Origin of the sequence: Pseudomonas sp. PA-7-1E, assembly GCF_021605325.1 — a bacterium.
Lineage (GTDB): Bacteria > Pseudomonadota > Gammaproteobacteria > Pseudomonadales > Pseudomonadaceae > Aquipseudomonas > Aquipseudomonas fluorescens_BV.
Map to the genome: position 1 here is coordinate 17,017 of NZ_WKFA01000022.1, position 13,274 is coordinate 30,290.

A 13,274-nucleotide genomic window follows, 5' to 3' on the forward strand; every position below is an offset into this window, starting at 1 on the left:
GTCAACGATAACGCGGGCTTTCTGAATGAACGCGGCGTCGGTGAGTTTTTCGCGAGCAAGCTCGCTCCTACAAAAAGCCTGCTTCTTCAGTTAGAACGTCACTTCCATGTTCAGCGTCGGTGTTGAGGTGCGGCTGCCACGGCCGCCGTCCACCCCAAACTTGTTATGCCAGTACTCATACCCCACCCCCAGGTACAGGTTAGGCTTGACGCTTTTACCCGGTCGCACCGCCACCATCAGCGCTGTACGCATCAAGGCCTCCGCTGCCGTATCGCGGCCATGGTAATCCTCACCTTTCTCCCCGACGTAATTGATAAACCCCTGGAATTTCGCCGCATGGTTGCCCACCTCGAACGGTCGCATCCAGGTCAGGTTGAGCATGTAGGTAGCGTCGAAGGTGTGGTTCGACTCTTGCGCGCCGGGAATGCCGGTGTGGTTCTTTTCCTTGTAGTACATCAGGCTCAGGTCCAGCACGCCGACAGTGTTGAACTTCAACGTAGGGCCAATCACCAGGGCGCGCTTCTTGGCGGAAGCGAAGTTGTTGTTGCGGTTGGCGTCGAAGCCCAGGGTCAGCGCGTAATCCTTGATCAGCGCCGTGCCCGGCGGCAAGTCGAACACGCGTGAGGCATACAGCTGATGCCGGTACACGGCGTACACCTCGCTGCCACCGTGGTCGGTGCCTTTGCGCGGGTCGCTGCTGTCGGACAGGAATACGTCGAGGTTGAGGAAATTGCTGCCGTAACGGTAGCCGCTGGCGTGGGTAAAACTGTAGATGCGCTTGCTGAAGTCGTCGGGGTTGTTCGGGTTGGTGAAGTGCTGCCCGTAGCGGAACCCGACGCTGTTGTTCATCCATTCCACCGCAACAGCCTCCCCGCCGCCGAGAAGGGTCAATGCGACGGTGGCGCCCTGTAGTGCCTTTTTCATTATTTTTGTCCTTTGGCGTTCTGGCTCGTGACGGCCGGATTGTTTTTGTAACGCCGTTGGAGGGTATCTTGTTCGATTGATTGTATACAACTCTATGGACATACAGTCTGAACATTGCATACAGTGAGCGCACAACAAAAACAGAGAACCCCTCACCATGACTATCCCGAAGGCGTCACCGCAGCGGCCCGAAGATGAAAATCTGGGCGTCGCCGCCAACATGGCTTACGGCCTGCAGCATGTGCTCACCATGTATGGCGGCATCGTCGCCGTGCCGTTGATCGTCGGCCAAGCCGCCGGGTTGTCGCCGGCGGATATCGGTCTGCTGATCGCTGCATCGCTGTTTGCCGGTGGCCTGGCCACGCTTTTGCAAACCCTGGGCCTGCCGTTCTTCGGCTGTCAGTTGCCGCTGGTGCAGGGCGTGTCGTTCGCGGGTGTGGCGACCATGGTGGCGATTGTCGGCAGCGACGGTGCCGGTGGTGTGCCAGCGATTCTCGGGGCGGTGATGGCCGCGTCCTTTATCGGTTTGTTGATTACCCCGGTGTTCTCAAGGATCACCAAGTTTTTTCCGCCGCTGGTGACGGGCATTGTGATTACCACCATCGGCCTGACCCTGATGCCTGTAGCGGCGCGCTGGGCCATGGGTGGCAACAGCCGGGCGGCAGATTTTGGCAGCATGTCCAACATCGGCCTGGCCGCACTGACCCTGGTGCTGGTGCTGCTGCTGAGCAAGATCGGCAGCGCAACAATCTCTCGCTTGTCGATCCTGCTGGCCATGGTGATCGGCACGGTGATCGCGGTGCTGCTCGGCATGGCGGACTTCTCTGGCGTCATGCAGGGGCCGATGTTCGGTTTCCCCACACCCTTTCACTTCGGCATGCCCACCTTCCATGTGGCGGCGATCATTTCCATGTGCATCGTGGTGATGGTGACGCTGGTGGAAACGTCGGCGGACATCCTGGCGGTGGGTGAGATCATCGACACCAAGGTGGACTCCAAGCGCCTGGGCAACGGCCTGCGTGCCGACATGTTGTCGAGCATGTTTGCGCCGATCTTCGGTTCGTTTACCCAGAGCGCATTCGCCCAGAACGTCGGCCTGGTGGCGGTGACAGGGGTCAAGAGTCGGTTTGTGGTGGCCACTGGCGGAGTGTTCCTGGTGGTGCTCGGCCTGTTGCCGTTCATGGGGCGAGTGATCGCGGCCGTGCCCACCTCCGTGTTGGGCGGCGCCGGGATTGTGTTGTTCGGCACAGTGGCGGCCAGTGGGATTCGCACGCTGTCCAAGGTGGATTACCGCAACAACATGAACCTGATCATCGTTGCCACGTCTATCGGCTTCGGCATGATCCCCATCGCCGCGCCGAGCTTCTACGATCAGTTTCCAAGCTGGTTCGCGACCATCTTCCACTCGGGCATCAGCTCGTCGGCAATCATGGCGATATTGCTGAACCTGGCGTTCAACCACTTCACCGCCGGCAACTCGGACCAGCAGTCAGTGTTTGTGGCGGGGACTGAGCGCAGCTTGTGCTTTCGCGACGTGGCTGCGTTGCGCGATGGGGATTACTACCGGGGTGGGAAGTTGTTTGATGCCGAGGGCAAGGAAATTCCCCTGGTAGCAGATACCTCAAAGAAAGCCGCAAAACCCGAAACCACTGAGGTTTAAACAGGTAGGAGCGAGCTTGCTCGCGAAAAACGTCAACGATGACGCGTGCTTCCTGAATAAACACGGCGTCTGATAGTTTTTCGCGAGCAAGCTCGCTCCTACAGAGGGCGGATTTCAGCCGGCCTTGAGGGCTTTGTGCGGCAACGAACACGCCTCATCCAGAAACTTCACCACCGTCCCCATGCACGCCTGGCGCTCTTCCACATGGGGCATGTGACTGGAGTCTTCAAACAGTGCCCAGCGCACGTCCGCTATCTCATCCAGGAATGGCTTGACCACCAACGGTGTGGCTTCGTCATGTCGACCGGAAATCACCAGGGTTGGCACCTTGATGGCTGACAGGCGGCCGATCACATTCCAGTCCTTCAAGCTGCCAATCACGTGGAATTCGGTCGGGCCGCTCATGGCGTGGTACACCGTCGGGTCGGCATCCACCTGGGCGAAGGTGCGTGCCACTTCTTCGGGCCACGGGTTGACCCGGCACACATGCTGGTCATAGAAAATCCGTGAGGTCGCCAGGTATTGCGGGTCTTGGTAGGTGCCGGCCTGCTCGTGCTTTAGCAGGGTTTCATGCACGCCTTCAGGCAACAGCTTGCGCAGGCGGTTGGCTTCGCTGACCCAGGTGCGCATGCAGGTGGGGGAGTTGGCAGGGATAAACGCGCGCAGGCCCTTGGGTTGCAAGATTGCGTGTTCGCTGCCGAGCATGCCGCCCCAGGATTGACCGAGGATCGCGTAGTTCTCACTGATTTGCAGGTGGTCCAGCAGGTTGTTCAACTCGTCGAGGAACAGGCCGATGGTCCAGAACGACGGGTCTTTTTCCGGTAAGTGCGTGGAGCGGCCGTTGCCCAACTGGTCGTAGTGGATGACCGCGTGGCCGCTGGCGGCGACGTCCTTGAAGGCGTCGACGTAATCGTGGGTGCAGCCCGGGCCGCCATGGATGATCACCATGGGCGTGCGGCCTGTGGTCAGGTCGCCGGTGACGCGATACCAGGTCTGATAGGCGCCAAAGGGCGCGTAGCCTTCGCGAACTTTTTCGATGAATTCCATTTCGTACCCTGCTCTGAAAAAAAGGATCAGGGTTACGATAGTCTGAACAAAAAGTTTAGGTAACTAGCAAAACAGATAGGTTTTTGCCGAAAGCTCAACCTTCCAGCAAGCGGTAGTGGGTGGCGCGAACCACGGCCTGAACACGGTTCTTGGCGCCCAGTTTGTGCATGGCCGAGGCCAGGTGCAGAGTGACCACCGCTAGGGAGCGGCTCAATTGCGTGGCGATTTCGGCGGCGGTCAGGCCTTCAGCCGCCCATTTCAGGCATTCGCGCTCGCGCTTGGTCAGGCGTATGTGCGGATAAGCCCGCACCTCCTTGCTGAACAGCGGGTAAGCCGCTTCCTGGAGGGCATGGGTAATCAGGCTGAAATCGGCCAGCGTATGTTGGGCGTCCTTCAATACCGTGCGCGCCTTGCCGGTGCGCAACCCGGTCAGCGAGGCGAAGCCGCCCCGGGGCAGATGAATCGGCACGCTGACGCCGCAGGTCAGCTGACGCTCATGCAGATAAGAAGAAACGGGGGCGTGGCAGGGGTCGATGATCTTTTGCAGGGCCGTCTCAGTCTTGGCCTCATAGGACCAGACAAACGGCGACACTGTGCTCAGCGCCAGGTGTTGCACCGGGTCGATCTGGTAAAACCCTTCGCTGCACCATAAGGCGTGCCAATCGCTCGGTGTGTTGCGCAGTTGCAACAGCGAGGGCGTGATCAGTGCGCCGTTGAGGTCGATGGGCACCGGGGTGTAGTCATACACCAGGGCATCGAAGCCCAGTTGTTGGGCAAGGATAAACGTATTGTCCATCTGTTCATCCAGGCTCCTGCCCGGTATGAGGCGATTATTGAAGGCGGTCAGCTTGGCCAGCATCCGTTCTGCTCCCGAATTCATTTGAATCTCGACTTGCTGCAAGTAGAATGCCACGCCCCGGCGAAGGACTGCCAGGCCAAACCTATAAGAAATACTAGGTTATGGACGCACGGCATCCTCGGTAGTGTTGACCTGATAAACGGCCGCTACCCGCCAGGCCGATACAACACAAGGAATGTATGCATGTGGCGTGAAATTGCCCCCGACCAGCAGTACAACGTGCAAGTCGACGGCCATAACCTCGTGGTCTACAGCTTTGGCGAAGGCGATGAGGTGCTGCTGTGTCTCAACGGCGGGCCGGGCCTGCCGTGTGACTATCTGCGCGACGCCCATGGCTGGCTCAAAGCACATAACCTGCGAGTGGTTGCATTCGACCAGCTTGGCACGGGCGCATCAGCCAGACCGACCGATGCCTCACTGTGGGAAATCCGCCGTTATGTCGAAGAAGTCGAGACCGTGCGCCAGGCGCTGGGCCTGGGCCGCGTGCATCTGCTCGGGCATTCCTGGGGCGGTTGGCTGGGGATCGAATATGCCGTGCATTATCCCGGTGCGCTCAAAAGCCTGATCCTGGAAAACACCGTCGGCGACATTCCCCACCTGTCCCAGGAACTGGAGCGTCTGCGCGGCGCCCTGGGCAGCGAAACCGTGGCCATGATGCAACGCCACGAAGCCATGGGCACCCTCGACCACCCGCAGTACCAGGCCGCCATCACCTTGCTCAACTACCGCCACGTGTGCCGGCTCGACGAATGGCCAGAGCCGGTCAAGCGCTCCCTGGGCGACTGGAACATGGGGCCGTACGAAACCATGCAAGGTCCCAACGAGTTCCTCTATATCGGTAACCTCAAGGACTGGAACCGCCTCAAGGAAATGGCCGAGTTCACGATGCCGATCCTGATCACCACCGGCCAGCATGATGAACTCACCCCCGCCTGTGCGATGCGCATGAAACTTGCAGCCCCCCACGCCGAGTTGCATGTGTTCCCCAACAGCAGTCATATGCCTTTTTACGAGGAGCCACAGGCGTACTTCCCGGTGCTGCTGGACTTTCTCGCTCGCCACCGAGGCTGACGCATGAACCTGGCGCGCTACCGTTTTGTGTTGTCCCGGCCCCTGCAATTGCTGCCGGTGCTGCTGGGCATCAGCCTGATCACCTTCGTGTTGGTGCGCTCGATTCCTGGCGACCCGGCGCGTGCCTTGCTGGGTGCGCGCAGCACGCCGGATGCGCTGCTGAAGATCCGCGCCCAGTTCGGCCTCGACCAGCCCTTGTGGCTGCAATACTTTTACTTCCTGAAAAACCTGCTCAAGGGCGACCTCGGCCAATCGCTGCTGTACAAGGTCGACGCCCTCAAACTGATCGTCACCCGCATCGAGCCGACGCTGGTGCTGGTGCTTGGCAGCGTGGTGCTCGCTTTGTTGATAGCGGTGCCACTGGCAACGATTGCGGCGCGCCAGCAAGGCCGTTGGGCGGACAAGCTGATCCGCGTGTTCACCACGGTCGGCCTGGGCATGCCGGCGTTCTGGCTGGGGTTGATGCTGATCCTGCTGCTCAGCGTGAAATGGGGCTTGTTCCCGGTGTCCGGTTACGGGCGCACTTGGCTGGATAAGGCGCACCACATGCTTTTGCCATGCCTGACCATCGCCCTGGCGCTGTCGGCGGTGCTGGTGCGCAACCTGCGGGCGAGCATGTTGATGGAGTTGCAGGCGGATCACGTCACCGCCGCACGTGCACGCGGGCTGGCGGAAGGCGCGGTGTTTCGCCGGCATGTACTGCCCAACGCTCTGGTGCCGGCGGTCAACCTGCTGGCGGTCAACATCGGTTGGCTGATCAGCGGCACGGTGGTCATCGAAAGCCTGTTCGCGATTCCAGGCATCGGCCAGTTGCTGGTGCGCGGCATTTTCACCCGTGACTACATGGTGGTGCAGGGTGTGGCGATGGTGCTGGCCTGTGCCACGGTGGTGGTCAACTTCCTGGCCGACCTGGTGACGGTGGCCCTCGACCCACGGGTAAAGATGCAATGAGCAGCCGCCCATTGATTGCCCCGTGGCGCTTGCGCCTGCGCTTTGGTTTTCGCAATGGCCGGCTGACCGCCGCATGGGGTTTGTTGATCCTGTTCGCGTGGTTGGCCCTGGCGCTGTTTGCGCCGTGGGTCGCGCCCTATGACCCTATCGCGCAGGACACCAGCATGAGTTTGCTGGCCCCCAGCCTTGCCCATCCGTTGGGTACGGACAATTACGGCAGGGACATCCTGTCGAGGGTGATCTGGGGTGCGCGCATCGACCTGCAGTTGGCGGTTATCGGGGTGATCTTCCCGTTCATCATTGGCACCTTTATCGGTGCGGTCTCGGGTTATATCGGCGGGCGTTTCGACAGTGTCTGCATGCGTGTGATCGATGTGGTGCTGGCGTTCCCGTTCCTGGTGCTGATGCTGGCGATCATGGCCATCCTCGGGCCGGGCTTGCAGAGTTTTTATATCGCCATGGCGCTGGTGGGCTGGGTGTCGTACGCGCGCCTGATTCGCTCGCAGATCCTGGTGCTCAAGGAAAGCGAGTTCGCCCTGGCCGCCAAGAGCCTGGGCTTTGGCCATGGGCGCATTCTGTTCCGGCATTTGCTGCCTAATGCGCTGTTTGGCTCCATTGTGTTTTCCATGTCCGACGCGGTGCTGGTGCTGCTCAACGGCGCCGCCGTCAGTTACCTGGGCCTGGGGGTGCAACCACCGACCGCCGAATGGGGGACGATGGTGGCCGAGGGGCAAGCCTTTATCACCACCGCCTGGTGGATCTGCACCTTTCCGGGCCTGGCCATCGTGACCTTGGCCATGGGCTTCAGCCTGTTGGCCGATGGTGTTGCGCAGGTATTGGGAGAGCGCTCATGAGCCTGTTGCAGGTGCGCGACCTCAGTGTGATCGCCAACAACGCCGGGCGTGAGGTCACCTTGGTGGATCGGGTGTCCTTCGACCTGGCCGAAGGTGAAATCCTTGGCCTGGTGGGCGAGAGCGGTTCCGGCAAGACCATGGCCTGTCGCGGCCTGATGCGTCTGTTGCCATCGCCCAATCTGCGCGTGCAGGGCGGCGCTGTGCAGTTGGCCGGCCAGGACCTGTTGGCACTGGATGATGCCGGCATGCGTGCCGTGCGCGGCGGGCAGTTGGGCATGGTCTTCCAGAACCCCAGCAGCCACCTCGACCCGTTGATGCGCATCGGTGAGCAGATCGCCGAGGGCATCCGCCTGCACCAAGGCGCGTCGAAAAAAGACGCGCGCTTGCAGGCGATCGAGGTATTGCGTCAGGTCGGGATTCCCGACCCGCAGGCGCGGGTCGACAACTACCCCCATGAGTTTTCCGGTGGCATGCGCCAGCGCGCCATGATCGCCGTGGCCCTGGGCTGCAACCCGAAGGTGTTGATCGCCGACGAACCGACCACGGCCCTGGATGTGACGGTGCAGGCGCAAATCCTGCGGCTGTTGCTCGACCTGCGCGACCAGCGTGGCCTGTCGATCATCATGATCACCCATGACCTGGGCGTGGTGGCGCAAACCTGCGATGCCATCGCCGTGATGTATGCCGGGCGCCTGTGCGAGCACGGCAGCAAATACGAACTGCTGGCCCAACCGCAACATCCGTATACCGCAGGCCTGATCGACTGCCAGCCGGCCCACAGCAGCGGGCATGCGTTGTTGCGCACCATTGCTGGTCAGCCGCCGTTGCTCGATGCATTGCCCGACGGCTGCCGCTTCCACCCGCGCTGCCCGCAGGCCGGCGCCTTGTGCACCGAGTTGCTACCCCAGGGCGCACGCGTGGCCTGTCACTACCCGTTGGGAGCGTGCCCATGAGCCTGTTACAGGTCAAGGATCTGGAAGTACGCTTTGCCGCGTCCGGCAGCGGCCTGTTTGGCCTCAACCGCCAGTGGGTGAGGGCGGTGAACGGGGTGTCGCTGAGCCTCGCCGCCGGTGAAACCCTGGGTTTGGTGGGCGAGTCCGGCAGTGGCAAGAGCACCCTGGGCCGGGCAATTCTGCACCTCAACCCGATCAGCGCCGGGCAGGTGTTGTTCGACGGTATCGACATGGCCCATGGCAGTGCCATCGACATCGCCCGGCTGCGGCATGAGACCGCGATGATTTTCCAGGACCCCTACGCCGCGCTCAATCCACGGCACAGCATTGGCGAAACCATCGCCGAGGTACTGCGTGTGCAGCGTAAGGTGGCGGCGCAGCAGATTCCTGATCGTGTGAATGAGTTGCTCGAACTGGTCGGCTTGCGTCCTGAGCTGGCTTCACGCAAGCCCGGCTCCCTCAGTGGCGGCCAGTGCCAGCGCGTGGGTATCGCCCGGGCGCTGGCGGTGGAGCCACGCCTGATCATTGCCGATGAATGCGTGGCCGCGCTGGATGTGTCTATCCAGGGCCAGATCATCAACCTGCTGCTGGAACTGCAACAGCGTATGAACCTGGCGATCCTGTTTATCGCCCATGACCTGGCCATCGTAAGGCGCCTATGCGACCGCGTGGCGGTGATGTACCTGGGCAAGATCGTCGAAGAAGGCCCGGTGGAAGCGGTGTTCACCGCGCCCCGTCACCCGTACACGGCGGCGCTGATCCAGGCCATCCCGGAGATCGATCCGCACCGGCCATTGCCTGCGCAGCCATTGCCCGGCGAACCGCCGAGCCCGCTGAATCTGCCGACAGGCTGTGCCTTTCACCCGCGTTGCCGGTATGCGCAAGCCATGTGTTCCTCGGTATTGCCCCCCACCCATTTCCAGCACGAGCATCGGTACAGTTGCGTGCTTGAAGACCCTTTGCTTTGACTTTCTGCCATTCATTAACAAGGAGTTGTGATATGCACTCGCGCCACTTGAAATTGCTCGCCGCCGCTACCCTCACGGCCTGGTCGCTGACCGCCGGCCTGGCCCATGCCGCCGGTGTGCTCACCATCGGCTGCCGTGAAGACAGTACCACTTTCGACCCGATCAAAAGCGCGCAAAACCGCGACACCTGGGTATTTGCCAACGTCTACGACACCCTGGTGCGCGTGGATAACCTGGGCACCAAGATGGAACCGGGCCTCGCCGAAAGCTGGGACATTTCCAAGGATGGCCTGACCTACACCTTCAAGCTGCGCGAGGCGAAGTTCTCTGACGGCTCGCCGATCACTGCCGCCGACGCCGCGTTCAGCCTGCTGCGCATCCGCGACAACAAGGCCTCGTTGTGGAGCGACCCGTTCAGCCTGATCAACACCGCCACGGCCAGCGATGCCAAGACCCTGGTGGTCACCCTGAAAACCCCGGCTGTGGCCTTCCTCTCGCAACTGGCGTCGCCGACGGTGTCGATCCTGTCGGAAAAAGCCATGACCAAGATGGGCGAAGACGCCTACTCGGAAAACCCGGTGACGTCCGGCGCGTTTACCGTGGACGAGTGGCGCAAGGGCGACCGCGTGATCCTGAAGAAAAACCCGAATTTCTGGCAGGCCGGCAGCGTGAGCCTGGACGGCGTGGAATGGGTGTCGGTGACCGATGACAACACGCGCATGCGCATGGTGCAGAACAACGAACTCGACACGGCGATCTTTGTACCGTTCTCCCGCGTGGAAGAGCTGAAGAAAGACCAGAACGTGGTGATCCACGCCGACCCGTCCACCCGTGAAGATCACCTGTTGATCAACCACGAGCACGGCTTGTTGGCCAAGCCGCAAGTGCGCCAGGCCCTGGACATGGCCATCGACAAGCAATCGCTGGTCAAAGCCGTCACTTACGGTCAAGGCACCGTGGCTTATTCCTACATTCCAAAGGGCTCGCTGTACCACTACGCCAACAACCTGCAACGCCCGTACGACCCGGCCGAAGCCAAGAAGCTGCTGGCCGCTGCGGGTGCCCAGGATTTGAAGCTCAACTACGTGGTCAACGCCGGCAACGAGGCCGACGAGCAGATCGCGGTGATCATCAAGGACCAGCTAGCCAAGGTCGGCGTGACCGCCAACCTGCAGAAAGTCGACCCCACCCAAAGCTGGCAGATGCTGGTGGACGGTGAATACGATATTTCGGTGATGTACTGGACCAACGACATCCTCGACCCCGACCAGAAAACCACCTTCGTACTGGGCCACGACACCAACCAGAACTACATGACCCGCTACAAGAACGACCAGGTCAAGGCATTGGTGGCGGCCGCGCGGATCGAGGCAGACCCGGCCAAGCGTGAGCAAATGTATGTGGAGTTGCAGAAACTGGCCAAGCAGGATGTGAACTGGATTGACCTGTACTACAGCCCGTACATCAACATCTCACGCAAGAACATAAGCAACTTCCTGCAGAACCCGTTGGGGCGCTTCACCCTTGAGGAAGTGGTCAAAAACTGAGTTTTTAACTACACCACAACGCAATGTGGGAGCTGGCTTGCCTGCGATGGCGATGGAATATTCACCACCGCTATCGCAGGCAAGCCAGCTCCCACCTTTGTTTTGCGGTGTGTCAGGGCTTATTGCGCATCGAAGGCCTGGCCATTGATGCCGGCACTGTCGGGTCCCATCAGGTACAGGTACACCGGCATGATCTCTTCCGGCGCCGGCCTTTCCATCGGGTTTTCCCCTGGGTACGCCTGGGCGCGCATGCTGGTGCGGGTGCCGCCCGGGTTGATGCTGTTGGCGCGCACTGCGGCCACATCTTCCAGCTCATCGGCCAGGGTTTGCATCAGCCCCTCGGTGGCGAACTTGGACACGCCATAGGCACCCCAATAAGCACGGCCCTTGCGCCCGACACTGCTGGAGGTGAACAACACCGACGCGTCCTGGGACAGTTTGAGCAGCGGCAGCAAAGTGCTGGTCAGCATGAACATCGCGTTGACGTTGACGTGCATCACCCGCATGAAATTCTCGCCGGACAACTGCTCGATGGGCGTGCGTGGGCCGATGATCGAGGCGTTGTGCAACAGGCCGTCGAGGTGGCCGAATGCCTTTTCGATCATCGCTGCCAGCTCATCGTATTGATGGGGCAGGGCGGTCTCCAGGTTGAACGGGATTACCACCGGCTGTGGGTGGCCCGCGGCTTCGATCTCGTCATACACCTGGGCCAGGTTGGCTTCGGTCTTGCCCAGCAACAGCACGGTGGCGCCATGGGCGGCATAGGTCTTCGCCGCTGCCGCGCCAATCCCGCGACCGGCGCCGGTTACCAGGATGGTTCGGCCTTTGAGCAGTTCTGGCGGTGCAGAGTAATCAAACATAAATAGCCTCGACAAAATTCAAGGTGATACACCACTTGAAGTGGAATCCATTTCCTGTGGGAGCTGGCTTGCCTGCGATGGCGGACTAACTGCCGCCAGATGTGCTGGCTGGCAGGCCGCTATCGCAGGCAAGCCAGCTCCCACATTGATCTCAGCGTTGTTGAGATCTTCGAACAATCAGCAACTGCACAGCGCGTTATCCAGCACCTTGCGCAATTCCAGCGGGTGATCCACCACCACATCCGCGCCCCAGTGGCGGGGGTTGTCATCCGGGTGGATATAGCCATAGGTGACCGCCGCCGTGCGCGTACCCGCGTCGCGGCCGGATTCGATGTCGCGCAGGTCATCGCCCACGAACAGCACGCTGGCCGGGTCCAGGTCGAGCATTTTGCACGCCAGGATCATCGGCTCCGGGTCCGGCTTGCTGTTTTTCACATGGTCCGGGCAGATCAGCACGGCCGAGCGTTCGGCCAGGCCCAGGCGCTGCATGATCGGTTCGGCAAAGCGAACCGGCTTGTTGGTGACCACGCCCCAGATCAGCTTGGCTTTCTCGATGTCTTCCAGCAGTTCGGCCATGCCGTCGAACAGTTTGCTATGCACCGCGCAGTCCTTGAGGTAGCGCTCCAGGAATTCCTGGCGCAGCTCTTCAAAGCCTGGGGATTCAGGATCCATCGAGAAGGTCACGGCAACCATCGCTCGGGCACCGCCGGAGATTTCATCGCGGATGTGCTGCGGGTTGATCGGCGCCAGGCCTCGGTCGGCGCGCATGGCTTGGCAGATGGCGATAAAGTCCGGCGCGGTATCCAGCAGGGTACCGTCCATGTCGAAGAGAACCGCTCGCAACTTCACAGGCTTACTCCTCGCGCAGGGTCTGGATCATGTAGTTGACGTCAACGTCGTTGGCCAGCTTGTAGTGCTTGGTCAGCGGGTTGTAGGTCAGGCCGATGATGTCCTTGACGGTCAGCCCGGCCTGGCGGCTCCACGCACCCAGCTCGGAAGGGCGGATGAATTTCTTGAAATCATGGGTGCCACGCGGCAGCAGCTTCATGATGTATTCGGCGCCAATGATCGCGAACAGGTAAGCCTTGGGGTTGCGGTTGATGGTGGAGAAGAACACCTGGCCGCCGGGCTTGACCATACGGAAACAGGCGCGGATCACCGAGGACGGGTCCGGCACGTGTTCGAGCATTTCCAGGCAGGTGACCACGTCGAACTGCTCGGGCATTTCCTCGGCCAGGGCTTCGGCGGTGATCTGGCGGTACTCCACGCTCACCCCGGATTCGAGCTGGTGCAACTGCGCCACGGCCAGCGGCGCTTCGCCCATGTCGATGCCCATGACGGTGGCGCCGCGCTGGGCCATGGCTTCGCTGAGGATGCCGCCGCCGCAACCGACGTCCAGCACCTTCTTGCCGGCCAGGTTGACGCGCTCGTCAATCCAGTTGACCCGCAGTGGGTTGATATCGTGCAGGGGTTTGAATTCGCTCTCGCGGTCCCACCAGCGGTGAGCCAGGGCTTCAAACTTGGCGATTTCGGCGTGATCGACGTTGCTCATGGTGAATCCTCTGAATCTGATAAGTCGG

General features: G+C 61.1%; 13 protein-coding genes. 7 read left to right on the forward strand and 6 right to left on the reverse strand.

All coding sequences use genetic code 11. The features are described from left to right. Positions 1-90: 90 nt before the first annotated feature. Positions 91-924: a hypothetical protein gene (locus tag GIW79_RS15890; RefSeq protein ID WP_054898624.1), complete on the reverse strand. Its 834-nt coding sequence runs from the start codon at positions 922-924 to the stop codon at positions 91-93. A 157-nt stretch (positions 925-1,081) separates the two neighbouring features. On the opposite strand from GIW79_RS15890, the gene GIW79_RS15895 reads away from it, so the two are divergent. Further along, the gene (locus GIW79_RS15895) at positions 1,082-2,584 is read left to right on the forward strand and encodes a nucleobase:cation symporter-2 family protein (protein WP_032892803.1); all 1,503 of its coding nucleotides are present in this window, start codon (positions 1,082-1,084) and stop codon (positions 2,582-2,584) included. 114 nt (positions 2,585-2,698) lie between these two features. Here GIW79_RS15895 and GIW79_RS15900 read toward each other — a convergent pair whose 3' ends face one another. Together GIW79_RS15900 and GIW79_RS15905 are read right to left on the reverse strand one after the other, a co-directional pair. Then, positions 2,699-3,631, reverse strand: coding sequence for a proline iminopeptidase-family hydrolase (locus tag GIW79_RS15900; protein ID WP_236454161.1), 933 nt, complete (start codon positions 3,629-3,631; stop codon positions 2,699-2,701). Positions 3,632-3,725: 94 nt separating this feature from the next. Next, entirely contained in the window at positions 3,726-4,490 is a 765-nt protein-coding gene (locus GIW79_RS15905) for a LuxR family transcriptional regulator (protein ID WP_054919787.1), read from the reverse strand. Between the two features lie 183 nt (positions 4,491-4,673). Here GIW79_RS15905 and GIW79_RS15910 point away from each other — a divergent pair, with 183 nt between their 5' ends. Genes GIW79_RS15910 through GIW79_RS15935 form a run of 6 tightly spaced genes read left to right on the forward strand, consistent with a single transcriptional unit; the run spans position 4,674 to position 10,834 of the window. Continuing rightward, complete coding sequence (locus GIW79_RS15910; RefSeq protein ID WP_034126678.1) at positions 4,674-5,561, forward strand: proline iminopeptidase-family hydrolase; 888 nt, start codon at positions 4,674-4,676, stop codon at positions 5,559-5,561. A 3-nt stretch (positions 5,562-5,564) separates the two neighbouring features. After that, positions 5,565-6,512 (forward strand): ABC transporter permease, encoded by a 948-nt coding sequence (locus tag GIW79_RS15915; protein WP_072446751.1) that lies wholly within the window; start codon positions 5,565-5,567, stop codon positions 6,510-6,512. Further along, entirely contained in the window at positions 6,509-7,366 is an 858-nt protein-coding gene (locus GIW79_RS15920) for an ABC transporter permease (RefSeq protein WP_054898622.1), read from the forward strand. Before GIW79_RS15915 ends, GIW79_RS15920 begins: the two co-directional genes overlap by 4 nt. Next, positions 7,363-8,319 carry an ABC transporter ATP-binding protein gene (locus GIW79_RS15925; RefSeq protein ID WP_236454164.1) on the forward strand — a complete coding sequence of 319 codons (957 nt, stop codon included), beginning with the start codon at positions 7,363-7,365 and terminating at the stop codon, positions 8,317-8,319. Before GIW79_RS15920 ends, GIW79_RS15925 begins: the two co-directional genes overlap by 4 nt. Further along, positions 8,316-9,287, forward strand: coding sequence for an ABC transporter ATP-binding protein (locus GIW79_RS15930; RefSeq protein ID WP_060764557.1), 972 nt, complete (start codon positions 8,316-8,318; stop codon positions 9,285-9,287). The genes GIW79_RS15925 and GIW79_RS15930 overlap by 4 nt, the downstream gene beginning before the upstream one ends. Positions 9,288-9,319: 32 nt before the next feature. Beyond that, a complete protein-coding gene (locus tag GIW79_RS15935) occupies positions 9,320-10,834 on the forward strand; it encodes an ABC transporter substrate-binding protein (protein ID WP_054898619.1) in 1,515 nt (504 codons plus the stop codon). Positions 10,835-10,953: 119 nt separating this feature from the next. Here the strand turns inward: GIW79_RS15935 and GIW79_RS15940 are convergent, their stop codons facing one another. The 3 genes from GIW79_RS15940 to ubiG form a co-directional block, all read right to left on the reverse strand. Then, a complete protein-coding gene (locus GIW79_RS15940; RefSeq protein WP_236281172.1) occupies positions 10,954-11,694 on the reverse strand; it encodes a YciK family oxidoreductase in 741 nt (246 codons plus the stop codon). 177 nt (positions 11,695-11,871) lie between these two features. Beyond that, on the reverse strand, positions 11,872-12,543 hold the full coding sequence (gene mupP, locus GIW79_RS15945; RefSeq protein ID WP_003189759.1) for an N-acetylmuramic acid 6-phosphate phosphatase MupP: 672 nt from the start codon (positions 12,541-12,543) through the stop codon (positions 11,872-11,874). Positions 12,544-12,547: 4 nt separating this feature from the next. Then, positions 12,548-13,246 (reverse strand): bifunctional 2-polyprenyl-6-hydroxyphenol methylase/3-demethylubiquinol 3-O-methyltransferase UbiG, encoded by a 699-nt coding sequence (ubiG, locus tag GIW79_RS15950; protein ID WP_003189760.1) that lies wholly within the window; start codon positions 13,244-13,246, stop codon positions 12,548-12,550. Positions 13,247-13,274: the final 28 nt, after the last annotated feature.